Genomic DNA, 25,194 nt, shown 5'->3' with positions numbered 1-25,194 from the left:
GAGGTTCGAGGTTCGAGGTTCGAGGTTCGAGGTTCGAGGTTCGAGGTTCGAGGTTCGAGGTTCGAGGTTCGAGGTTCGAGGTTCGAGGTTCGGCAAGATGTTAAAACGGGATGCTGAAAAGCGCCCGTTTTTTATATCCTATCCTTTCGCTTTTACCCGTCCCTGCTCTTTCTCGATTCTGATCTTAAATCGCTCTTCCTCGTTCCTCAATCAGCTTTTCCAACACCACGTCATTGGCTTCAGGAAATGCGTAATCACGTAACTGGCTCAGCGCGACCCATTTGCCTGGCTGGCCTTCTTTGCCAAATGCCTCCCCCTCAAAGGCGGTCACCAAGAAGAAATCCAGCGTCAGGGCTTTCTCCGGATAATCGTGAGTAACGGCAATAAAATGCTCAAGCGCAGTGGCATCAATACCCACCTCTTCATGCAGTTCACGGATCACAGCTTGCTCGGCGGTTTCACCACATTCCACCTTTCCCCCAGCAAATTCCCAAAAACCGCCCTTATGCGCTTTGGCTGCACGCTGAGTAATAAACACCTTATCCTGTTCAGGATTCAAAATAATCCCGGCTGAAATCCAAATCTGTTTCTTTTCCACGTGGGTGCCTACTTCTGATTCTTATCTAGATGGCTATAACTACAAAAATTTTACCGCTTACGCAACAAAAGATGGCTAACAAAAAGGCCGCATCAGCGGCCTTTTTCTTCGTCACATGTAGATCAATTAGTTGATCTGACCATGACACTGTTTGTATTTCTTACCAGAGCCACACGGACACGGTTCATTGCGGCCAACTTTGCGCTCTTCACGCTGGTATGGTGCCGCTTCCGCATCGCTGCTTTCACTCTCGTCGGCGATCTGGCTGGCTGCATTCTGATGCTGGAACTGCTGACGGCGAGCTAGCTCTTCCGCCTGGCGGCGACGCTCTTCCTCAACACGCTCAACCTCTTCCTGCTGCTGTACGCGTACCTTGCTCAAAATCGCAATGACATCAGACTTCAAGCTTTCCAGCATACCTTCAAACAGCTCAAACGACTCGCGCTTATATTCCTGTTTCGGGTTCTTCTGAGCATAACCACGTAGATGAATACCCTGACGCAGGTGATCCATCGCCGCCAAGTGCTCTTTCCACAAGGTATCGAGGTTTTGTAGCATCACCGTCTTCTCAAAGTTACGTAGCACTTGCGCGCCAACCACTTCTTCTTTGTGACGGTAAACGTCTACCGCTTGCTGAACAATACGCTCACGCAGGGCTTCTTCGTAAAGCTTATCTTCACTGTCTAGCCACTCACGGATCGGTAAGTCCATGTCGAAATCGTTCTTCAAACGCTCTTCAAGGCCGGCAATATCCCACATTTCTTCCAGCGATTGCGGAGGAATATAGCCATCGATCATATCCTGAATCACATCTTCACGATTCTGCTCGATCATCTCACTGATGTCTTCTGCATTCATCAGCTCGTCACGCAGCTCATACACGACTTTACGCTGATCATTGGCAACATCATCGAATTCAAGTAGCTGCTTACGGATATCGAAGTTTCGGCCTTCAACTTTACGCTGAGCATTTTCAATCGCCTTGGTTACCCAAGGGTGCTCAATGGCTTCGCCTTCTTCCATTCCCAGCTTTTTCATCATGTTCGATACACGGTCAGAGGCAAAAATACGCATCAGACCATCTTCCATTGACAAGTAAAAGCGCGATGAACCAGCATCACCCTGACGACCTGAACGGCCGCGGAGCTGGTTATCAATACGGCGTGATTCATGGCGTTCAGTACCAATAATATGCAGACCACCGGAGACCAGTACCGCATCATGAGCCACTTGCCAATCAGCTTTAATGGCTGAGATTTGATCATCAGTTGGGTTATCCAGCTTCGCCACTTCGGTCTGCCATGAACCACCCAGCACGATATCTGTACCACGGCCCGCCATGTTCGTCGCGATTGTCACTGCACCGGGCGCACCCGCCTGAGCAACGATATCAGCTTCACGTTCATGGAACTTCGCATTCAGCACTTCATGCTTAATGCCTTGCTTCTTCAGCGCTTTAGACAATAGCTCTGATTTTTCAATTGAGACTGTACCAACCAAGACAGGCTGACCCGTTTCAACACGCTCTTTAATGTCTTCACTGATCGCCGCGAACTTTTCAAGCTCGGTCATGTATACCAAGTCACCCATATCATTACGGATCATTGGCTTATTGGTTGGCAGCACCACGGTTTCCAGGCCATAAATAGATTGGAATTCAAATGCCTCGGTGTCAGCCGTACCTGTCATGCCTGACAATTTGGTGTATAAACGGAAATAGTTCTGGAAAGTGATCGAAGCCAGAGTCTGATTCTCGTTCTGGATTTTCACCCCTTCTTTCGCTTCAACGGCTTGATGCAGACCTTCTGACCAACGGCGCCCTGGCATAGTACGACCCGTGTGTTCATCAACGATAACCACTTCGTCATCTTTGATGATGTAATCAACATCACGTTCAAACAGTACATGCGCACGCAAAGCGGCATTAACATGGTGTAGCAAACTGATATTAGCCGGAGAATATAAAGTATCCTCCTCTTCCATCATGCCGTTTTGCTTTAACAGTTCTTCGACATACTCCTGACCGTTTTCCGTCAGGTATGACTGCTTCGCCTTTTCGTCAACCGTATAATGGCCTTCACCACGGTATTCTTCACTGTCTTCCTGATCCTGTTTTACTAACTGTGGGATCAGGGCATTGATCTTGGTATACAGCTCAGAGCTATCTTCAGCAGGACCAGAGATGATCAGCGGGGTACGGGCTTCATCGATTAAGATGGAATCCACTTCATCGACCACGGCAAAGAAACGCTCGCGCTGGACACGATCTTCCGGACGGAATGCCATGTTATCGCGCAGATAATCAAAACCAAATTCATTGTTCGTACCGTACAGTACGTCAGCGGCATAGGCTTCTTTTTTCGCCTGTGGTGGCATGTTCGGTACGTTGACACCCACGGTCATGCCCAAGAATTCAAATAGCGGACGGTTAGTTTCAGCATCTCGCGACGCCAAATAGTCGTTCACGGTGACAATGTGGACACCTTTACCCGTCAAGGCATTCAGGTAGGCAGGTAGCGTTGCGGTCAGCGTTTTACCTTCACCAGTGCGCATTTCTGCAATCTGGCAGTTATTCAGCACCATACCACCCAGTAACTGGACATCGAAATGGCGCATGCCATAGACACGCTTTGATGCTTCACGGACAGTTGCAAAGGCTTCTGGCAATAATTGATCTAAGGTTTCACCTTGATCCAAACGCTCGCGGAATTCAACGGTTTTCGCTTTTAGCTCTTCGTCTAACAGACTGTCGAATTGAGGTTCAAGCTTGTTGATCTGGTCAACAATTTTGCGCATACGACGCAGTGTGCGGTCGTTACGGCTACCGATAACTTTGGTCAGTAGTTTTGATAACATGGCTTTGCCGTTTTCTCTTTGTTATTTCAGCTGCATAAATGGCTGAATTGCTTAATCTGAATTTTTCAACCGGGATCCTCCAAACTGAGCATACTGTCAGTATATGGATTTACTCATCCCTGTCCCGTCTAAATCAGCCACTTAATGTGACAACGGAAGCCGACCCGAAAAACTGTGGTTAATGATGATATTGTGGCCTAGAGTAGCCATTTCAAGGGGGAAATGAAAACAATACCAGAGTTTTACGGTTTGCCGACATCCAATCAGGGCCTACGGCACCTCTCACTGCCACCAGACACAAGCCTTAGCAACAGATCCCCCAAGCTTGTTATAATAAGCCATATTGAGAGTGTCGCCTATGGCAAATCCTCAACCTAGTTTACCATATTCGAAAAATTAGAACTTAGCCGTTACTTTTTGCCCGGGAATACCAAGCTATGCGTGACCACCGCCCACAAACTCCAGCCAGCCTGCTTGATGACAGCCAGATCAGCAATATTCAGCAACGGGCAATAGCCCTGAGCAAGCTTGATAAAGCCGTGAAGCAGCACCTTGCTTGTGCGGAGCATTGTCGAGTCAGCAACTATCGTCAAGGCGTTTTGATCATCGAAACCGCATCGGCGGCCTGGTCTATGCGCCTTAACTACGAACGCAATACGTTGATCAATAAGCTTCGAGAGAAATTATTACCCAACCTTGCGCGGATAGAAATTAAGGTAAATCCCAAGTTAGCCGCTATCGCAATCAAGCCGGAAGAGAAAACCCCCGATATTGTCCGCAAGCCCATCAGTGCTAAAGCGGCTGAGTACCTGTTGCATACGGCACAATATGCCCCAGATAAAATCAAATCCCGGCTAGAGCGTATCGCGGCATTGGCAGAGAAGAGGGGGAAATAGGTGCGAGGTGCGAGGTGCGAGGTGCGAGGTGCGAGGTGCGAGGTGCGAGGTGCGAAAAGATTATCGTCAGAGGTCATCCCGTCAATATAATTGATCGGGAAGAACAGACAAAAATGCCGGACTAAGCCCGGCATTTTTTAATTCTGTCTGTACAAGAGACTCAGGCGAGAACCATACCTGGCTGGGCAAAGGTTACAGGAACCTGTTGCTCATCGTCAAAGGTAGACCACTCGTAGGCTTCCTGATCGGCCAATACAGCGCGCAGCAACGTATTGTTCAATGCATGCCCTGATTTAAAGGCCACCATTTCGCCAATCACATTATGGCCACACATGTACAGGTCGCCAATCGCATCTAGAACCTTGTGAGTCACAAGCTCGTTATCGAATCGCAAGCCATCATCGTTCAAGATTTTGTAATCATCCAGAACGATAGCGTTATCAAAACTGCCGCCAAGACACAGGTTCTGCGACTGCAAGTATTCGATATCACGCATAAAGCCAAATGTACGCGCACGACTAATGTCTTTAACAAATGACTGACTGGAGAAATCTAACACCAAACGCTGTTGCTCTGAATCAATTGCCGGATGGTTAAAATCGATCGCAAAGTCTAAACGGAACCCGTTATACGGACGGAGTTCTGCCCACTTATCGCCATCTTCAACACGGACTGTTTTTTTAATCCGTAAGAAGCGCTTAGGCGCGTTCAACGTGTCTATGCCGGCTGACTGCAGCAAATAAATAAATGGGCTGGCGCTACCATCCATAATAGGAATTTCCGGCGCATCCACTTCGATAATAACATTATCGATACCCATACCAGCCAATGCTGCATTCAAGTGCTCAACAGTTGAGATACGTACCCCATCCTCGTTAACCAAGGCGGTACAAAGCATGGTATCACGCACTGAATCGGCATCTGCTGGAAAATCAACAGGTGGATTCAAATCAGTACGACGATAGATCACACCCGTATTTGCAGCAGCAGGACGAAGAATAAGCGTGACTTTACGACCAGAGTGAAGTCCCACCCCAATCGTCTGCACTATGCTTTTCAATGTTCGTTGTCTGATCATCTGCTTTTCTCAACTCATGTTTTGCCTAAATATCAGCCCAAGTTCTTGCCAAAAGTAAAAACTAGGGCGGATATCATATCACTTTGTGACCACTTTCCCAAATATTTTGCATTTATTAGTCAGCTTGCTTACGCAAAAATGCTGGAATATCAAGGTAATCATGATCAGCCTGAGGCTTAGCTTTCGCAGCCGTTGCACCCTGCTGACCAGCAGTATCTGCAACAGATCCTGACGGCGTTACTGTCGTCGTTTTGGTTTCTTCAACCATTGACGCTGCAACCGGCTTTTCCTGTGCGACGGCTTGAACTGGCTTAGATGATGTTACCAACGTAATGTCTGGCTTACTCTCTTTACCAATACCCGTTGCAACAACGGTTACGCGCAGTTCGTCGGTCATATCCGGATCAAGAGAAGTACCAATCACAACCGTAGCATTATCTGATGCAAAGGCCTTAACGGTATTACCCACGGTCTCAAATTCATCCAGACGCATGTCTAAACCAGCGGTAATGTTTACTAACACACCACGAGCACCAGCTAAGTCAATATCTTCAAGTAACGGACTCGAAATCGCCATTTCAGCGGCTTCTTCAGCACGGTCATCACCCGTAGCAACACCGCTACCCATCATCGCATGACCCATTTCTGACATCACGGTACGTACATCAGCAAAGTCGACGTTGATCATACCTGGACGGGTGATCAGCTCAGCAATGCCCTGTACCGCATTTTTCAAAACGTCATTGGCCTTGGCAAAGGCATCCAAAAGTGTGATACCACGGCCAAGTACTTTCAGCAGCTTCTCGTTAGGGATCGTGATCAGCGAGTCAACATGCTTAGACAGCTCTTCAATTCCCTGCTCAGCAAAAGCCATACGCTTTTTGCCTTCAAAGCTAAAAGGCTTAGTCACTACCGCTACGGTCAGAATACCAAGCTCTTTTGCCACTTCAGCAATGATTGGTGCAGCCCCCGTACCGGTACCGCCCCCCATACCTGCAGCAATGAAGATCATATCTGAGCCTTGCAGCTCAGCTTTAATCGCTTCACGATCTTCCAGTGCTGAGTCTCGCCCAACTTGTGGGTTAGCCCCTGCGCCCAGACCTTTGGTGATTGTGCCACCGATCTGGATCACTGTGCTTACACTACTCTTGCGAAGGGCTTGAGCATCTGTATTCACAGTAATAAACTCAACCCCTTCAATTGATTCACGTACCATGTGATCGACAGCATTACCGCCGCCGCCGCCAACGCCTATGACTTTAATTACCGCTTCGTCAGACATTTCCATCATCGGTTCAAACATGTGTTCTCTCCGTCCATCCTGTTTGCATCAGGTTTTAAAATTCTTTTTTTAACCAGCCACTGATTTTGGCAAATAACCCAGAAACCGAGCGTTTCGGCTCAATGTCACTGCCATCAAATGTCTGACTATCCTTTCCATAATGCAGTAATCCTACTGCCGTTGCATAATGCGGAAACTGGACATGTTCTGTCAGTCCAGTCACTTCCAAAGGCAACCCAACCCGAACCTGATTGCTAAACACACGCTCAGCGCATTCCACCAATCCTTCCATCTGAGCTGCACCACCGGTTAGGACAATACCTGCCGCCAACTGATGTTTTACACCCGCATTACGCAATTGTTCCTGTACTTCCATTAGCTTCTGATTCGCTAACCCTAGCAATTCGCTATACCGGGGTTCGATCACTTCTGCTAACGTCTGGCTCTGCAGGCTGCGAGACGGTCGACCGCCAACACTCGGTACATCGACCTTCGCGTCTTTACTCACTAACTCGCTTAATGCACAGCCATATTTAACTTTTATCTCTTCAGCATTCGCCAACGGTGTGCCAAATGCGTACGCTATATCGCTGGTGACAACATTACCCGCGTAAGGGATCACTGCAGCATGACGTAAGGCTCCGCCAGTCCAGACCGCAATATCCATGGTACCGCCACCAATATCGACCACACAGACACCGAGCTCTCGCTCATCCGGTGTTAGTACCGCATGACTTGCCGCCAAACCAGAGAAAATTAACTGATCGACCTTTAAATCACAGCGCTCGACTGCCTTGACAATATTGCGCGCCATGTCGTTATGACACGTTATTAGATGAACATTCGCCTCCATACGTACCCCTGATAAACCAACCGGGTTTTTAATTCCCTCTTGATAATCAATAGCAAATTCCTGAGGAATTACATGTAAAACTTTATGTTCATCACTAATTTTTACTGACTTCGCCGTATGAATAACATTATCGACATCATCTTGTGTAACTTCTTTGTCAGAGATGGGCACCATGCCTTCTTCTGTCTGGCAACGAATATGCTTACCTGACAGTGACAAAAAGACCGAGGAAATCTGGCAGTCAGCCATCAATTCAGCCTTATAGACCGCGCTCTGGACTGATTTAACAACGGATTCAAGATCATTGACTCCGCCTTTATCCATGCCACTCGATGGGCTACTGCCTTCACCAATGACGTTTACTTCGCCATTCGGTAGCACCTCTCCGACCAAAGCACAGACTTTAGACGTACCAATATCCAAGCCTACTATCAGTTTTTTATCTGCTGCTTTCGTCATTAGCGCACGCTCTTATTATTCTACCAAGCCAAATACGTTAGCGGTCAAACCGACACCGTATTGGGATTCGCTTTACGCTGGATCAGCGATCCAGCCAACAGCAGCTCCGGTATCATAGCGCAAGTCAATATACTCTATGTTTTTTCCTTGCTGCTCCAATTTTGGGGACAGACTAATAAAGCGGTCTAACCGCTCCATTCGCTCCTTGCGTCCCAACTCAAGCCTGATGCCGTTGTTCAACCAAAGGCGCCAAGCTCGCCGTTCATTTAATGCCAGTTTGGCAATATCAAAACCCGCATGTTGTAACCTAGGCTGCATTTCTCGCAAGGCATCTAACACTTCATGGCTTGACCCCTCGGGCCCAACCAAAGCAACCAATGGCTGCCCAGCCTGCTCAAGTGGTGCTCTGAAAACAACACCATCAGCATTGACTAAATAACGATCATTCCATGACGCCACCGGTTTTTGCTCCACCAGGTACACCTTCAAGGTATCTGGCCACTGTTTCCGCACAGCTGCACGAGCAACCCATGGCATCGCCTCTAGGGCATGCTGGATATCATCGACATCCTGAGTCATAAAACTGCCTAGCTGATCCAAACGTAAGATCCCAGCCCTTACATCGTCAGGCGCTAGATAGTGCAACTCACCCTGAATAACCAACTGAGACAAAGGTAATCGGTTAGCGTCTGTCATCCAGCCAATCGCGGCGGAAAATAACCAGATAATAAATCCGATTACAAACAGCAAAAATGCCAATCCGCCCCAATTTCCACGCGGTATAAATGGTGAGCGCGGTATTCTTTTTAGGATACCATCAGCCATAAATAGTTTAACTCTGATTAAATAGCCGATATTTACACGATAAAACAACCACCTGAGAGTCTCCTCTCATTATAAGGCGTATTTTACCGCGTAAAGTTGACAGATTATACCGAGCAACCCCCGGCTCTCCAACACCTGTCTCACTATTCCTTTCCGTTCCTGAGAGCAAAGTCTACGAAATCGTCGACTTTAGCTGAACATTTCTTACTGTATGCTAATCAAAGCTCAAAACACATGCAAAAAACGAGCCGATAGTGAGGTTTTATCCTGCAAATGTCAATTCATGCGCATATCGGCAATATTTAACTTCATATCAGCCAATTGACGAGAGATTTTGCCAACATCACCCGCCCCTTGTGTCAGAATTAAATCATCATTTTGTAGAATATTAGCTAAAACAGATGGCAATGCATCACTGCTGGGAACAAAAACCGGATCTATTTTGCCGCGGCCACGGATAGTGCGGCAAAGTGAGCGGCCATCGGCCCCCGCTATCGGCGCTTCTCCTGCCGCATACACATCTAACATAACGAGCACGTCAACCTGTTCAAGCACATTAGCAAAATCGTCATAAAGATCGCGCGTTCGGCTATAACGATGTGGCTGAAAGACCATGACTAATCGCTTCTCAGCCCAGCCGGCCCTTGCCGCCTGAATGGTGACATTCACTTCGCTAGGATGGTGGCCGTAGTCATCCACAAGCATAACGGTACCATTGCCTGTTTCAAACTCGCCAAGGTGGTCAAAACGGCGACCAGTTCCCTGAAATTCAGCCAAGGCGCGTACAATCGCATCGTCATCCACACCTTCTTCCGTCGCGACGGCCACTGCCGCGGTGGCATTCAGTGCATTATGCTTGCCTGGGATATTCAATTTAACTTTCAATGCCGGCTTACCCGCACGGAGTATTGAAAAATGCCCTTGTTGGCCTTGCTGATAATAATCAACAAGGCGTACATCTGCATCATCAGAGAAGCCATAGGTGATCACTTGTCGGCCAACTCTTGGAAGTAGCTCACGTATCACGGGATCATCAATGCACATTACAGCAAGCCCGTAAAATGGCAGGTTGTGCAGAAAATCGATAAACGTCTGTTTCAGAACTTCAAAATCACCGCCATAGGTATCCATATGATCAGCTTCAATATTCGTTACTACCGAAACCATCGGCTGCAAGTGTAAGAAAGAGGCATCACTTTCATCAGCTTCAGCAATCAAATAACGGCTTGAACCTAATCGGGCATTAGTACCCGCACTTTTCACTAACCCACCATTAACAAACGTTGGATCCAGGCCTGCTTCTGAATAGATCTGTGTCACCAATGCGGTCGTGGTTGTTTTACCATGAGTACCTGCAATCGCAATACCATGACGATAACGCATTAACTCTGCCAGCATTTCTGCCCGGCGAACCACCGGAATCCGCAGCTCACGCGCGGCAACCAATTCCGGATTTTCCTTATCAATGGCCGTCGAAACCACCACGACACTGGCTCCGGATACATTATCAGCCTGATGACCAAAATAGATTTCAGCACCTTTACTGCTCAAACGATCGGTTACAGCGTTAGGCGCAAGATCAGAACCACTGATCCGGTAGCCCTCATTCACCAACACTTCGGCAATGCCACTCATACCCGCACCACCAATACCGACAAAGTGAATACACTCTACCCGACGCATCTCTGGCACCATGGTTCTAATTTTTGCTAATTGCTGGGAATCCAGTTTACTCATCACGTTGTTTCGCCTTATTGCTTAGCCAGCGATGTGATCACGGCTGCCACTCGGCAGTCTGCATCAATAATCGCTGCATCCCGCGCCGCCAAGGCCATTGCCTGTAGCTTAGCACGGTCTAATTGGTCTAATTCGTCTGCCAGTCCCTGCGCGGTAAGCGCCGGCTGCTCTATCATCAGTGCTGCGCCACACTGTACCAAGTGGTCAGCATTGAGCGCTTGTTGGCGATCTTTGTGCATGAAAGGTACAAAAATCGCACCAAGGCCAGCAGCGGACAGTTCAGATACGGTCAGCGCGCCAGAGCGGCACACCACAATATCTGCCCACGCATAGGCTGCGGCCACGTCATCGATAAATTCAGTCACCTTATGGGGGGTGTCGCTAAGCTCAGCATAAGCTTGCTCGGTTTGCTCCTGCGCCCCCTTACCTGCTTGATGCCAAATTGTCACCTTCTCAGCCAGTAACCCTGCCACTTGCGGCATGGTCTGATTAAGAATACGGGCACCTTGACTCCCCCCCATGACAAGGATCCGAATAGGGCCTTGCCTATCTAAAAATCGTTCTGACGGGGACGGCAGTGCAATCACATCCTGACGCACCGGGTTTCCGACTACCTCTCGATGAGGAAAGGCACCAGGAAAAGCTTGTAAAACAGAGGCCGCGATCCGTGACAACCATTGGTTAGTTAACCCTGCCACCGCATTTTGCTCGTGCAGGATCACGGGGACCCCCGATAACCAAGCAGCTACACCACCCGGTCCACTGACATAGCCTCCCATACCTAACACGGCATCAGGCTGCCAAGCCTTAATGTATTTTCGCGCCTGCAAAATAGCACTCAGTATGGTAAATGGGGCGGCCAACAAACGAAGGAACCCCTGACCTCTAAGGCCTTTCACCTTAATAAAATCAATTTCGATGCCGTGCTTGGGCACCAACTCGGCTTCCATCCGATCGGCGGTCCCCAGCCAACGAATTTCCCACCCTTGCTGCTGGAGTTTTTTGGCCACGGCAAGGCCCGGAAATACATGACCTCCAGTGCCACCAGCCATCACCAATAACCGTTTATTCTTGTTCATTATCATTGTCTTCTATATCAGATTCTGGCGCATATCTCGCAGCGATTCGCTGCTCGAAGTCAATCCGGATCAATATGGCGACTGCGGTTGCCATAATAAATAAACTGGAACCACCATAGCTGATCAGTGGTAGTGTCAGACCTTTGGTCGGCACCATCCCGGCAGCCGCGCCAACATTGACCAAGGTCTGAAAAGAAAACCAGAAAGCAAACCCAAACGCCAAAAAACCACCAAACAACTGTTTGGTTTGCAAACATCGGCGACCAATCATCAACGCTTTGAAGACCAGGGCAAAAATCAGCAGCAGCACCACAATAACACCGGCTAAACCAAGCTCTTCGGCTAAAACAGCAAATACAAAGTCAGTATGGGCCTCAGGCAAATATTCAAGCTTCTGGATAGAGTTACCCAAGCCTTGACCCAACCACTCCCCGCGGCCAAACGCCATCAAAGACTGAGTTAGCTGATAACCACTACCAAATGGGTCCTCCCAAGGATCCAGGAATGAGGTCACGCGACGTAAACGGTACGGTTCAAAGACGATCAGAAAAAAAATGCCCACAAGGGCAGGCACTAAAATGATCGCAAAGCGCCACAGCTTCGCGCCGGCAATAAATAACATACCGACCGTGGTGACAAACATCACGACAAACGAACCCAGATCTGGCTGAGACAGCAGGAGCACCATTAAGATCCCCAGCACAGCAAGCGGCTTAATAAATCCGCGCCATTGATCCCGGACTTGCTGGTACTGACGAACTAAATAAGCAGATAAATAAATAAAGAGTGATAATTTAGCCACTTCTGCTGGCTGAAGGTTAAAAATCCCGAGCGGGATCCAGCGCGCAGCACCATTGACTGAGCGACCAATGACCAACACTATCGCGAGCAATACGATAGAGGTCAACAGCATTAACCAGCTGTAGCGTTGCCATTTTTCTAATGGGATCATTACCACAAAGCTGGCAATCACCAAGGCACACACTAGAAAGAAACCATGACGCAGGGCAAAATAAAACGGCATATCGGTCAAGCGAGTCGCGACAGGAACTGACGCCGAGGTCACCATGACCAACCCAGTGACCATCAATGCCAGAGCAATCCACACCAGTTGGCGATCATAAGCACTCTGCGCAGCCGGTTTGGTCAACCATTCATACAGAGAGACGAATCCCTCCTTCACGGTGCCAAACATCAATCAACCCTGCCAACGCAATATTGTAGTTGCTGTGCCTGCTCAACAAACGCATCACCACGCGCCATGAAATTAGCAAATTGATCTAAGCTGGCACAGGCAGGAGATAGCATCACCATATCTCCCGACTGAGCATTCGCGGCAGCCAGATTCATGGCATCAGCCATGGTTTCTACCGTTACTGCTGAGTCGGTTAAAGGCGCTAATAAATGCCCATCACGACCAAAACAATAAAGCTGTACATTCAACTTGGCGAGCAGCGGCTTCAGCGCTGAGAAGTCAGCCCCTTTACCATCACCGCCCACCAGAAGGTGCAGCCTGCCACTCAGAGCCAAACCATTAAGCGCAGCTTCGGTACTTGCCAGATTCGTTGCTTTAGAATCATTGACCCATTGCACGCCATTGTGATTGGCAACCAACTGACAACGGTGCGCTAAGCCGCTGTATCGGCGCAGTGCCCGACAGGCCGCTTGGCGGTCAATGCCGGCAGCATCAGCCAGCGCTAACGCCGCCAGACTATTGGCGATATTGTGGCGTCCAACAAGGGCAATTTCAGTAACAGGCATCAACGGCTGGCCATGAATGGCTAACCACTCCATACTATCCTGTTTGACGAGGCCATACTCACCCTGATCAAAACCAAAACTAGTCAGCGCACCATCAACGGCAGGCCGAGTCGCCAAGTCATCACGATTAAAGATGGCTAGCTCGGCATGGTGGAAAATTCGCATCTTGGCCTCACTGTAATCAGCCAGCCCTTGATAGCGATCCATATGATCTTCGGATAAATTAAGATATACCGCTGCCGTCAATGTCAACGATGCGGTGGTTTCCAATTGAAAGCTTGACAGTTCAAGAACATAAAGATCATGACCGTCACTAAGCATATCGAGTGCCGCAACACCGATATTGCCGCCGACACCAACATTGATCCCCGCCTCTTTGGCCATCTCACCGACTAAGCTGGTCACGGTACTCTTACCATTTGACCCTGTGATCGCGACCACTGGTTTATCCACCGCGCGGGCAAACAGCTCAATATCACCGACAATCTCAATCCCGGCCTCTGCAGCCTCAACCAGTTGCGGCGTTGCCAGTGCAACGCCCGGGCTCGCCACAATCAAATCAGCAGCCAATAACCACTCCATCTGCCAATCGCCGCTACATAATGCTACGTCAGCAGGAAGCTGTTCACGGCCTGGGGGCGCATCTCGGGTATCAATCACCTTGATGTCCAGCGCTTGTGGTAATCGGAGCAAATGATTAACGACCGACAGACCCGTCATACCCAGCCCAATTACCACTACCTTATTTACGCCATCCAAGCCTTTCATTTATCGTACCTTCAGTGTCGCTAAAGCAATCAGAACCAGCATCAGTGTAATGATCCAGAAACGCACGATCACCCGAGGCTCTGGCCAGCCTTTCAATTCATAGTGGTGATGGATCGGTGCCATCCGGAAGATCCGCTGGCCACGTAGCTTATATGAACCCACCTGCAAGATCACAGAGACGGTCTCCATCACAAATACACCGCCCATAATCACCAGTAGTAGCTCTTGACGAACTAGCACAGCTATCGTACCTAAAGCACCGCCCAGCGCCAGCGAGCCTACATCGCCCATAAATACTTGAGCCGGATAGGTGTTGAACCACAAAAAGCCCAAGCCGGCACCAACAATCGCAGTACAGACAACCACTAATTCACTGGCATCTTTGAGATAAGGAATATGCAGGTAATCGGCATAGTTGACATTGCCCGTTGCCCAGGCAATGAAAGCCATACCCGCAGCAACCATTACCGTCGGCATAATGGCAAGGCCATCAAGACCATCGGTTAAGTTCACCGCATTACTGGTGCCAACGATAACAAAGTAAGTAAAGACAATATAAAACACACCCAACTGTGGCATGACATCCTTAAAGAAAGGCACCACCAACTGAGTCGCAGCAGTATCATGGCCATGGGCATACAACGCAAACGCAACGCCTAATGCAATCACTGACTGCCAAAAATATTTCCAACGAGCAATAAGGCCATCGGTATTTTTACGGACCACCTTACGGTAGTCATCAACGAAGCCCACCACACCATAACCCAGCATGACGACAAGCACAGCCCAGACATACGGGTTGCTAAGATCCGCCCACAATAAAACGGTGATAGCAATCGCAGCGAGGATCATGATCCCGCCCATGGTCGGGGTACCACGCTTACTAAAATGAGATTCAGGCCCATCGTGGCGAACCACCTGACCTATTTGCAGCATCTGTAACCGGGCTATCAGACGCGGTCCCATCCATAACGAAATCATCAACGCCGTTAGGATGCTGATAATGGCGCGAAATGTCAGGTATTCAAACAGTCGAAAAAAAGGAAAACTCTGTTCGAGTAAATCGGCTAACCAGTAAATCATTATTTATGTTCCTGCAGTGCGGCAATCACATCTTCCATGCGGGAGCTACGCGCTCCTTTAGCCAGCACTGTCACTTGGGTGTTATCTTCATTAAGTAGTGGATCAAGCTGCTGTTTCAGCGTTTCAATCAAAGCTACTTTGTTATCAAAATGTCGACCGCCATTGAGCGCACTCACCACTTGGCTCGCTTTACCAACCGTCAGGATTTGATCCAATCCGCGACCACTTGCATGCTCGGCCACTTCACGGTGTAGTGCTGCGCTGTCATCGCCAAGCTCAGCCATGTCACCCAGCACCAGCCAACGTTGTCCGGCATAACCCGCCAGTAAGTCAATCGCCGCCTTTACCGATGCCACACTCGCGTTATAGGTATCATCGACCAGACGCAGATTGGCACGCGGTTCCGTCACATCCACGCGTCCTTTTACGTTAGCGACTGAACTCAGACCAGCCTGGATCTGCTCAGGGGTTGCACCCACTGCCGTCGCCATTGCTGCCGCAGCCAACGCATTAGCCACATTATGCCTTCCGGCCAATGTCAGGGAGACGGGGAATGTCGTCACAGGGGTACGCATTGTAAAACAAGCTCGGCCCAGACTGTTAATAATTATATCTTCAGCGGAAAAATCAGCCTGATCCTGCTCTGCCGAGAAGGTCACCACGCGGTGTTCAGCCAGCAACGGCTGCCAGTGGTCAATCGCATTGGAATCAAGATTGATGATCGCGGTCGCTTGCTGCCCATGCGCCGTCAAACCTTCAAAAATTTCCCCCTTGGCTTTTGCCACGCCATCAAGAGACCCAAAGCCTTCCAGGTGCGCAGCGGCCAAGTTATTGATCAATGCAACCTGCGGTTTAACCAACTTGGTAGTATAGGCAATTTCGTTCGGATGATTAGCCCCAAGTTCAACCACCGCGAAATCATGCTTTGGCTCAAGGCGCAGCAACGTCAGTGGCACCCCGATATCATTATTGAAGTTCCCTGCCGTCGCGAGTACCTTACCTTTCTGGGCGAGGATCGCAGCCACCATCTCTTTCACGGTGGTTTTACCACAGCTTCCCGTTAGTGCGAGGGTCTGCAGACCAAAATGCTGCTCGATCTCGGCTTTCAGCCACGCACCAAGTTGCCCCAATGCAGTGTGCGTATCAGCCACGATCAGCTGTGGTAAATCAATTGGTAAGCGCCGACTCACCAGCAGTGCCGCTGCACCGTTTTCATGTGCATTAAGACAAAAATCATGGGCATCGAAACGCTCGCCGATCAAAGCAATGAACAAGGTTTTTGCTTCAATCTGACGGGTATCGGTCGACACCGCACTGATCAGCACATCATCGCCCACTAACTCTGCGTCCAGTACCTCGGCCAGTAGTGATAGTTGAACATCAATCATGCGTGTCTCTCCAATAATGCCTGTACAGTCTCACGATCAGAGTAATGGATAGTCTGATCTGCAAGAATTTGATAGTCCTCGTGCCCTTTACCTGCGACTAAAATAATGTCATCTGCCTCGGCTTGAGTTAGTGCCCACTCACAAGCTTTAAACCGGTCATGGATCACCATCGTGTTGTCGAGGTTGATTAGGCCAGCTTGGATATCGGACATAATATTGGCTGGATTTTCACTGCGTGGGTTATCGTCTGTCAGGATCACCCGATCCGCCAATTGCTCGGCAATGCGTGCCATCATCGGCCGCTTACCACGGTCGCGATCTCCACCACAACCAAAAATACACCACAGTTTGGTACGACAATGAACACGCAGCGCTTGAAGTGCTTTTTCCAGCGCATCAGGGGTATGAGCATAATCAACAACCATCATTGCTTTGTCAGGTTGTTGAAAAACTTCCATTCGTCCTGTCACTGCTTTAAGCGATGGCGCGACGGCCAATAGCTGATTAAGCGATCGCCCCGTCACCAATAACGTTGCCAGTGACAGCAATAAATTCATGACATTGAAGGCGCCAACTAGCGGTGCACTAAACTGACCATGCCCCCAGCTGGAATCGAAGCACACCGTTACCCCTTCGGTGCTGTAGTCTACCGACTCCAGCCACAGTTTTTGCCCGGCATGGGCAACGACATGCGATTTATCCTGCGCCACCGCAACCGCATCAGGCAATGTCGCCAGCCACTCACGTCCGACAGGATCATCCGCATTAATGATTGCACTGCCGCAATGATGTTGCGTAAATAAGGTTTTCTTGGCATCGGCATAACTTGCCATATCACCGTGATAATCGAGGTGATCTCGGCTTAAGTTAGTAAAAATACTGGCCCTGAACTGTAAAGCCTTTACCCGACCTTGCACCAAACCATGAGACGAGACTTCCAGCGCGGCATAATTGGCACCTTGCTCAACCATGGCATCTAGAACCTGAGGGATTTCCAAGGCACTGCCTGTAGTATTGGCGGCGGGCTGGATATTACCCAGCAGGCCATTGCCAGTTGTCCCCATCACTCCGGCACGGTCTCCCAATAGCTGGGTCCACTGAGCTAACAACTGACTGATGGTTGTTTTACCGTTGGTGCCCGTGACAGCGACCAACTCCAGCGCTTCGTCAGGCGCACCATAAAACCGCTTGGCGATTGCCGACAATTGTGAACTGAGATCCGGTAGAAATAGTACCTTGCCTTCCATCTCAGCCTCTGTTGCCAGATAACACGTATCATCATCACTGTCGGCCAATACGAATGCGACACCAGCAGCCAATGCGGTAGAAATAAACCGTCGGCCATCAACAGTATGGCCCTTCACGGCCACAAACATCTCACCACCTTTTATCTGCCGACTGTCCAACGTCAATCCCGATACCGACAAAGCAGCAATCTCATCGGGCAACGTAATGCCATCAAGCCATGGCGAGAGCAACTCACCGATCTTATTCTTATGCTTACGTACCGGCATCAGTATTAGTCCCTGTCATTTACGAGATTCAATTGTTCTAGGGTTCCCGCATCAGGCGGGATATTCAAAATCTGCAGTGCGCTTTCCATCACATCAGAGAAAATAGGGGCTGCGATGGCACCACCGTAATATTTATCACCTTGTGGCTCATTCACTACCACGACCATCGCCAGGCGAGGGTTACTGATCGGTGCAATACCGGCAGTCATTGCGATGTATTCATCACTATATCCCCCTGCAACGGCTTTTTTGGCCGTACCTGTCTTAGCGCCGACCCGATAGCCCGGCACAGCAGCACGTTTTGCACTACCGCCTTTATGGGTCACCAACTCCAGCATATTAAGTAGCTTACGGGTTTTTTCCGCAGAGGCGACTTGACGGCCAGGCACGACAGCCTCCGTTTTTAGAATGGACAGCGGACGGCTGACCCCCATCGCACCCAGCGTGGCGTACGCACGCACTAGCTGAATCGGGGTCACCGATATGCCATAACCAAATGCTAGCGTGGCACGTTCAAAATCAGACCACCGATGGCGATTAGGAAAAAATCCCTGAGACTCTCCGATCAAGTTGATCCCTGACGCATCACCTAGGCCCACGCTGCTATACATACCCAGAACGGCATCAATCGGCATTGCCAGCGACAATTTACTGACCCCGATATTACTGGATTTTTCCAAAATTTTAGCCAGATTAGCTTTACCGACGCGAGACACGTCACGTACTCGGCTGCCGCCAATTTGCATGATGCCATTGCCGGTATCAATAATGGTATTTTCATCGGCTACCCCATTCTCCATCGCCGCCAAGACAACAAATGGCTTGATGGTCGAACCTGGCTCCATTGCATCGGTAATGGCGCGGTTACGCATCCGATAGCTCTGAAGCTGTTCACGATTATTAGGGTTATAAGAAGGGGCATTGACCATCGCCAGCACTTCACCAGTGCGGACATCGACCATCACAACAGAAGCGGATGCCGCCTGATAATCGGCGACGGCTTGTTTAACCGCTCGATAAGCAACCGCTTGAAGTCGTTGATCGATGCTAAGACTCAGAGGCTTACCCGGCTCACGCTTTTTCAGCGAAATATTTTCGACCACGCGGCCATAGCGATCTTTACGCACAGTGCGACGCCCCGGCTCGCCCGTGAGCCAGCCATCGTAGGTACGTTCAACACCTTCAAGGCCATGGCCATCAATACCAGTAACCCCGATTAAATGGGCACTCACTTCCCCAGAAGGGTAAAACCGGCGGGATTCATCTTTTAGACCAATGCCTGGTAGCTTAAGCTTGCTGACATACGCCGCCATGGCGGGACTAACCTGACGTTGTAAATAAATAAAACGACGCTTCTGGTTATCGGTTAAGCGCTCCAGTAATTTTTGTCGATCTAAACCCAATACATCTGCCAGTGCATACCAGCGTTCAGGCTGAACCAAACCACCGTGCTTAAATATTTGAACTGGATCGGCCCAGACCGCCTGCACCGGGACGCTGACAGCCAGTGGCTCACCGTTGCGATCTGAAATGATCCCGCGTGCTGACGGCATCGCCTTGACACGCAACGAGCGCATGTCACCTTCCTGGATAAGTTTACCCGGCTCCAAGACCTGAATGTACGCCGCTCGGCCAATCAGTGCCACAAGCGCTAGCACAACACACGCACATATAACACCAAAGCGCCACGGGATAAATGCCGGTGGCGCTTTCTGGCGACGTTGATTCTGCTTCGTTGAGCGCTTGAATATATTCATCAATTTCATTACTGCACAATAACTTCACTATCTCGGGAAGGACGATGCATGTCCATTTCAGTCTCAGCCAAACGCTCAATACGGCTGTGCTCTGCCAATGAGTTTTCTTCCAGAATTTGATTTCGCCATTCAATATCCAACTGATCACGCTCGATCAGCAACTGTTCCTGCTGGGCAATCAATTGACGGGAATGGTGGGTGATCAAGACCACCCCCAATGCAGAGATCAGTACCAGAACCAACAGCACCAGCGGAACACGTCCGACAGAGAGCAAATCCCGGCCAATTATCCGAGCCAGATTATCTGTAGGTTCAGGTAGCTGACTCACAAACGTTCAGCCAAACGTAACACTGAACTACGAGAACGTGCGTTATCGCTGACTTCTGAGTTCGAAGGCTTAATCGCTTTACCGACAGGCTTAAGTATCGCCGAACCCAGCGCCTTAATTTGCGCTTCAGTCAATGGCAAGCCCGCAGGGACCTCTGGGCCTTTGCTTTGCTTACGAATAAAACGTTTCACCATGCGATCTTCCAGTGAATGGAAGCTGATCACCGACAAGCGGCCTTCTGGCGCCAGAACATTCATCGCCCCATTAAGCGCGGTTTCAATCTCATCAAGCTCACTATTGATATAGATTCGGATCGCTTGGAAGCTGCGCGTCGCTGGGTGCTTATGCTTATCTCTAAAAGGAGACACATCAGAAATCAACTTCGCCAACTGGGTGGTACGTGTTAACGGTACGTTCTCTGGGTTTTCGCGGTATTCTACAATGCCATGAGCAATCCGCTTGGCAAAACGTTCTTCACCAAACTCTTTAAGTACCCAGGCAATATCATCGGCCTCAGCCTCGGCTAACCATTGAGAGGCAGGGATCCCTGAGGTTGGATCCATACGCATATCCAACGGGCCGTCACGCATAAAGCTAAAACCACGCTCGGCGTCGTCAAGTTGAGGTGATGACACACCAAGGTCTAGTAATACACCATCGACGCGACCAATGAGGTCACGCTCTGTCATGTACTGCTCCATGCCAGAAAATGGGCCATGGATTATAGTGAAACGCGGATCGTCAATCTTGGCGGCTTCGGCAATGGCCTGAGGATCACGGTCGATACTGTACAGGCGTCCGTTCTCCCCCAAGTGAGATAAAATCAGGCGACTATGGCCACCGCGACCGAAAGTACCATCAATATAGATACCGTCCGGCTTGATAGCCAGACCATCGACGGATTCATGAAGTAAGACGGAGACGTGCTCAAACTGTTCAGACATAAGGATTCATTCAGCTCTAGTGGAAGCTCACCAGCCCGCCAGCAATCAAGCCAACGTCCCAGCGTAAAATAGTATTAGGATGGAAATTCATCAGGTTAGACACTTAACTTGCCGTTTAGCATGCGTTACCTACAAATTCCCATGACAAAGTGTACGTATTTGACAAAAAAGATGTCAAGCCAGAGCCCTCATTTCTAACAATCAATTGATAATTAGGGTCAAGGTAACGACTGATAAGAACGAGATGACGACTTTTAAAAGCCCAATACGATAAAAGGCGATGTAAAACTCCATAAAGAAGTATTACATCGCCTTTTATACTATAAGAGGTGAGTTGGCCGTTAAGCCGGGTTCTGTTCCGCTTGCGCGGCGGTAACCATTCCTCTAGGCCTGCAATCACTCACAGGCTCAAGCAACCTACCCGTCCCCAACGCGGGCCACGCCATTAGGGACCTATTTGGTCTTGCTCCGGGTGGAGTTTACCGTGCCACGAACTATTACTAGACGCGCGGTGCGCTCTTACCGCACCCTTTCACCCTTACCTGTGCACCATTCCTAAGAACGGGCCATCGGCGGTATACTCTCTGCTGCACTGGTCGTAGGCTTACGCCCCCCAGACGTTATCTGGCACCCTGCCCTGTGGAGCCCGGACTTTCCTCCCCTCCGTCAGTCTCCCAAAGGACATCAACGAAGCAGCGGTTACCTTGGCCAACTCAGGCGACGGATTGTATAAGACTTAGGTCACAGTTACCAGTGAAAAAAGTCACAACACGCAAGTCTGGTCAAAAAAAGCACAAGCTCACCGTTTTACAAAATAACCGAGGGACGAGGGGCGTTCTACTCTCGTACCTCGCCCCTAGCCCCTCGCAATCTCGGCACGTTAATCGAGATTCTCTAAACCCCACTTATACAGTGCATTTTTCTTCACACCGTGGATCTCCGCAGCCAATGCTGCCGCTTTTTTCAATGGCAATTCTTTGGTCAATAAGCCTAAAGTGCGCAAAGCCTCTGCAGGCAAGTCATCTTTCTCTGCGCGATGTCCCGCAACCAATAGCACCATTTCACCACGGGTGCGATTACTGTCTTCTTCGACCCATTTCACCAGCTCGCCCAATGGCGCACCATGAATGGTTTCATAGGTTTTGGTCAGCTCACGCGCCAGTACAACCTGGCGATCAGGGCCTAACACAGCCAACATATCCGCTAATGAGTCGATAATACGATGAGGCGATTCATAAAAAATCATCGTACGCTCATCATCGGCCAACGCCTGAAAGCGATCACGACGACCTTTGCTCTTTGGTGGCAGGAAACCTTCAAAACTAAACCGATCAGAAGGCAAGCCAGCTCCACTCAGAGCCGTTATAACAGCACAAGGACCCGGTAGCGGTACAACTTTTACACCCGCTTGACGACAACGGTTAACTAAATGGTATCCTGGATCGCTGATCAGCGGAGTACCCGCATCAGAAACGAGTGCGATACTGATACCGGACTGTAATTTTTCGATCAGGTAGTCAGCTTTTTGCTGTTCATTATGATCGTGAAGCGCAAAGGTGCGGGTCGAGATCGAAAAATGGGTCAATAGACGCGATGTATGCCGAGTATCTTCCGCGGCAATCAAGTCCACATTTGCCAAAACATCCAGTGCACGCTGTGTAATATCTGCCAAATTACCGATTGGTGTTGGGACGATGTACAAAGTTGCGATATCTACCGTGCACGAATTGGGCTCACTCATTTGTTTAAGATCTCATCTGCAATTAATATAGAAAGTAATTTGTCACAGTTGAATGAATTCAATGCTCAATTTTACCCATAAGCGTAAAAGTGTATCACGACTATTCGCCCCTGTAGCCCTTGCCGTGATTTTGGCAGGTTGTGCGACAACCGACGAACAACCCGTCGTGGCCTCTGATATTACGACCGTCGCTACTGATAGCGCGGCCAATTACCTAATCAAAGCGGAGTCAAGTGAGGGTGCCACCAGCATTAACTGGCATATTCTGGCCCTGAAAGCGTTCATCAAAGAAGGCCAATGGCGTCAGGCGGAGCAGCAAGCCACTCGTCTTGGACAGATGAACTTAAACCCTGTCCAAACGGCAGAGTGGCAGCTTGCACGTGCAACCTTGCGCTACCAGCAAGGCCATCCCAAAGCAGCCCTCGACAGCCTCAACTTCCAACCATGGTGGACGCTGACCAACAGCCAGTATCTCCGCTACCATATGCTGCGCGCAGAGTTGTTTGAACAGACCAACCAGCCACTTAACGCGGCACGCGAACGTACTATCTTGGATCAGTTTTTAACGCCTGAGCAAAAAGCGGCTAACTGGCAGAGCCTATGGCAAGATCTGATCAGCTATAATAACAACCAATTACAAACTATTGCATTGAGCGATGGCGAAGATGTCTTACGCGGCTGGATCCAGCTTGCAGTATTGAAAAACACCTATTCGCAGCGCCCATCAAAACTGAAAAGCATGGTCGAGGAATGGCTTAGCCAGCACCCGTACCATCCCGCTAACCAGTATCTACCTAACGATCTCAAAGCGATTATGTCACTGGAGATCGCTCAACTCGACAATGTTGCCTTGCTGCTACCACTCAGCGGTCGCTTCGAACAGTCAGGTAAAGCAGTCCGCGATGGTTTTATCAATGCCATGCTTGATGACACAGAGCGAGATCCGAACACTGAACTGACCGTCTATGATACTGAAGCAGAGCCAATCTCAGCCATCATGGCGAAGCTTGAGCAAAGCGGTGCTGAATTGGTGATCGGGCCTCTACGCAAAGACAAAATCACTGAATTTCAACAACTTAACAAAAACAATATCACTCTACTGGCACTCAATGAGCCTGATCAGAGCAATATGACTCAAGGCAATGCTTGCTACTTCGCCTTGTCACCGGAACAGGAAGCCGAACAGGCAGCCCGCCACCTGTTTGCCCAAGGCCACCAATATCCGATGGTATTGGCACCGGGAAACAGTTTTGGCCAGCGTGTCAGTCACGCCTTTATCGAGCAATGGCAACAGCTGACAGGAAAATCACCCGCTACCCGTCAGTTTAGTTCTCGGCAGCAGATCCAACAGGAAATTGCAGCGGTCTTTGGTCTGACAGACAGCCAAGCCCGGATCAATCAGATGAAACAGGTATTAGGTACCAACGACCTAGAGGGACAACCTCGTAGCCGTCGTGATACCGATGCCGTCTACCTGATCGCCAACATGAATGAACTCACGCTACTTAAACCATTCATTGAAGTGGCCATCAATCCAGGCATTACCCCGCCGAAGCTCTATGCCAGCTCACGTAGCTACCCGGATCGTGATGCTAAAACCAGCGAAGTACAGGGGATTGAATTCAGCGATATTCCACTATTAGTCAACGCAAACCAAAACTTCATGGCCCGTTTTGATGAACTGTGGCCAAACAGCAAGAATACGGATTTGCGCCTGCATGCCTTCGGGATGGATGCTTACAAAATGATCACCGACCTACCACAGATGCAAGTCGTTGATAACTACACGATTCAAGGTAATACGGGGCAGTTAAGTCTCGATGATCAGTGTGTCATTCAACGCCAGCTTAGCTGGGCAATGTTCACGGGAAACGGTATTGAACCCACTCAATAAACGTCAGCAGGGGCAAGCCTATGAGGTCATGGCGGAGCAATACCTTTGCCGCCATGGACTTATCCCCTGTAGCCGTAATTTCCAGTGCCGCAGTGGTGAGATCGACCTCATCATGCGGGATCGCTCGTGCTGGGTCTTTGTTGAGGTAAAATTCCGCAAAAACAATCATTACGGTTCCGCCGCAGAAGCGGTAAACTGGCGCAAGCAGCAGCGGCTTAAACGCGCCGCTCTATTCTGGCTGCAAAAAAATGGCCACGCCATAGAACACACTGAGTTTCGGTTCGATGTGGTATCGCTTGAAGGCGCGCCACCGCAAATCGAATGGTTTACCAACACCCTAGTAGAAGGTTGA

Annotated in this window: 20 protein-coding genes and 1 other RNA gene; 3 read left to right on the top strand and 18 right to left on the bottom strand. The window is 49.5% G+C overall.

What is annotated here, in order from left to right; genetic code table 11:
* Positions 1-184 precede the first annotated feature (184 nt).
* Together mutT and secA are read right to left on the bottom strand one after the other, a co-directional pair.
* Positions 185-598 (bottom strand): 8-oxo-dGTP diphosphatase MutT, encoded by a 414-nt coding sequence (gene mutT / locus L4D12_RS14185; RefSeq protein ID WP_428448500.1) that lies wholly within the window; start codon positions 596-598, stop codon positions 185-187.
* 126 nt (positions 599-724) lie between these two features.
* Positions 725-3,454 carry a preprotein translocase subunit SecA gene (secA, locus tag L4D12_RS14180; RefSeq protein WP_428448499.1) on the bottom strand — a complete coding sequence of 910 codons (2,730 nt, stop codon included), beginning with the start codon at positions 3,452-3,454 and terminating at the stop codon, positions 725-727.
* Between the two features lie 437 nt (positions 3,455-3,891).
* Here secA and L4D12_RS14175 point away from each other — a divergent pair, with 437 nt between their 5' ends.
* Positions 3,892-4,350 (top strand): DUF721 domain-containing protein, encoded by a 459-nt coding sequence (locus L4D12_RS14175; RefSeq protein WP_428448498.1) that lies wholly within the window; start codon positions 3,892-3,894, stop codon positions 4,348-4,350.
* Between the two features lie 160 nt (positions 4,351-4,510).
* On the opposite strand, the gene lpxC is transcribed toward L4D12_RS14175, so the two are convergent.
* The 16 genes from lpxC to rsmI all read right to left on the bottom strand — a co-directional run bounded on the left by lpxC (position 4,511) and on the right by rsmI (position 22,948).
* Positions 4,511-5,428, bottom strand: coding sequence for a UDP-3-O-acyl-N-acetylglucosamine deacetylase (gene lpxC / locus L4D12_RS14170; protein WP_428448497.1), 918 nt, complete (start codon positions 5,426-5,428; stop codon positions 4,511-4,513).
* 115 nt (positions 5,429-5,543) lie between these two features.
* Positions 5,544-6,731 carry a cell division protein FtsZ gene (ftsZ, locus tag L4D12_RS14165; RefSeq protein ID WP_428448496.1) on the bottom strand — a complete coding sequence of 396 codons (1,188 nt, stop codon included), beginning with the start codon at positions 6,729-6,731 and terminating at the stop codon, positions 5,544-5,546.
* Positions 6,732-6,765: 34 nt separating this feature from the next.
* Positions 6,766-8,022, bottom strand: coding sequence for a cell division protein FtsA (gene ftsA, locus L4D12_RS14160; protein WP_428448495.1), 1,257 nt, complete (start codon positions 8,020-8,022; stop codon positions 6,766-6,768).
* A gap of 72 nt (positions 8,023-8,094) precedes the next feature.
* The gene (locus L4D12_RS14155) at positions 8,095-8,847 is read right to left on the bottom strand and encodes a cell division protein FtsQ/DivIB (protein WP_428448494.1); all 753 of its coding nucleotides are present in this window, start codon (positions 8,845-8,847) and stop codon (positions 8,095-8,097) included.
* Positions 8,848-9,123: 276 nt separating this feature from the next.
* Entirely contained in the window at positions 9,124-10,584 is a 1,461-nt protein-coding gene (gene murC / locus L4D12_RS14150; RefSeq protein ID WP_428448504.1) for a UDP-N-acetylmuramate--L-alanine ligase, read from the bottom strand.
* Positions 10,585-10,598: 14 nt separating this feature from the next.
* Entirely contained in the window at positions 10,599-11,663 is a 1,065-nt protein-coding gene (gene murG, locus L4D12_RS14145; protein WP_428448493.1) for an undecaprenyldiphospho-muramoylpentapeptide beta-N-acetylglucosaminyltransferase, read from the bottom strand.
* Entirely contained in the window at positions 11,650-12,858 is a 1,209-nt protein-coding gene (gene ftsW / locus L4D12_RS14140; protein WP_428448492.1) for a cell division protein FtsW, read from the bottom strand. The genes murG and ftsW overlap by 14 nt, the downstream gene beginning before the upstream one ends.
* On the bottom strand, positions 12,858-14,192 hold the full coding sequence (gene murD / locus L4D12_RS14135) for a UDP-N-acetylmuramoyl-L-alanine--D-glutamate ligase (RefSeq protein WP_428448491.1): 1,335 nt from the start codon (positions 14,190-14,192) through the stop codon (positions 12,858-12,860). Before murD ends, ftsW begins: the two co-directional genes overlap by 1 nt.
* Complete coding sequence (mraY, locus tag L4D12_RS14130) at positions 14,193-15,275, bottom strand: phospho-N-acetylmuramoyl-pentapeptide-transferase (protein ID WP_428448490.1); 1,083 nt, start codon at positions 15,273-15,275, stop codon at positions 14,193-14,195.
* Entirely contained in the window at positions 15,275-16,663 is a 1,389-nt protein-coding gene (murF, locus tag L4D12_RS14125) for a UDP-N-acetylmuramoyl-tripeptide--D-alanyl-D-alanine ligase (protein WP_428448489.1), read from the bottom strand. The genes mraY and murF overlap by 1 nt, the downstream gene beginning before the upstream one ends.
* Entirely contained in the window at positions 16,660-18,177 is a 1,518-nt protein-coding gene (murE, locus tag L4D12_RS14120; RefSeq protein ID WP_428448488.1) for a UDP-N-acetylmuramoyl-L-alanyl-D-glutamate--2,6-diaminopimelate ligase, read from the bottom strand. Before murE ends, murF begins: the two co-directional genes overlap by 4 nt.
* A gap of 5 nt (positions 18,178-18,182) precedes the next feature.
* Entirely contained in the window at positions 18,183-19,943 is a 1,761-nt protein-coding gene (ftsI, locus tag L4D12_RS14115; protein ID WP_428448487.1) for a peptidoglycan glycosyltransferase FtsI, read from the bottom strand.
* Positions 19,943-20,263: a cell division protein FtsL gene (gene ftsL, locus L4D12_RS14110; RefSeq protein WP_428448486.1), complete on the bottom strand. Its 321-nt coding sequence runs from the start codon at positions 20,261-20,263 to the stop codon at positions 19,943-19,945. The genes ftsI and ftsL overlap by 1 nt, the downstream gene beginning before the upstream one ends.
* Positions 20,260-21,207 carry a 16S rRNA (cytosine(1402)-N(4))-methyltransferase RsmH gene (rsmH, locus tag L4D12_RS14105; protein ID WP_428448485.1) on the bottom strand — a complete coding sequence of 316 codons (948 nt, stop codon included), beginning with the start codon at positions 21,205-21,207 and terminating at the stop codon, positions 20,260-20,262. Before rsmH ends, ftsL begins: the two co-directional genes overlap by 4 nt.
* Before the next feature lie 326 nt (positions 21,208-21,533).
* An RNA gene (rnpB, locus tag L4D12_RS14100) (RNase P RNA component class A) lies at positions 21,534-21,923 on the bottom strand.
* A 164-nt stretch (positions 21,924-22,087) separates the two neighbouring features.
* Positions 22,088-22,948: a 16S rRNA (cytidine(1402)-2'-O)-methyltransferase gene (rsmI, locus tag L4D12_RS14095; RefSeq protein ID WP_428448484.1), complete on the bottom strand. Its 861-nt coding sequence runs from the start codon at positions 22,946-22,948 to the stop codon at positions 22,088-22,090.
* A 61-nt stretch (positions 22,949-23,009) separates the two neighbouring features.
* On the opposite strand from rsmI, the gene L4D12_RS14090 reads away from it, so the two are divergent.
* The gene (locus L4D12_RS14090; protein WP_428448483.1) at positions 23,010-24,842 is read left to right on the top strand and encodes a penicillin-binding protein activator; all 1,833 of its coding nucleotides are present in this window, start codon (positions 23,010-23,012) and stop codon (positions 24,840-24,842) included.
* Positions 24,826-25,194: a YraN family protein gene (locus L4D12_RS14085; RefSeq protein ID WP_428448482.1), complete on the top strand. Its 369-nt coding sequence runs from the start codon at positions 24,826-24,828 to the stop codon at positions 25,192-25,194. Before L4D12_RS14090 ends, L4D12_RS14085 begins: the two co-directional genes overlap by 17 nt.

It is taken from the genome of Photobacterium nomapromontoriensis, assembly GCF_050336815.1.
Lineage (GTDB): Bacteria > Pseudomonadota > Gammaproteobacteria > Enterobacterales > Vibrionaceae > Photobacterium > Photobacterium nomapromontoriensis.
This window is presented reverse-complemented; position numbering and strand designations above follow the sequence as displayed.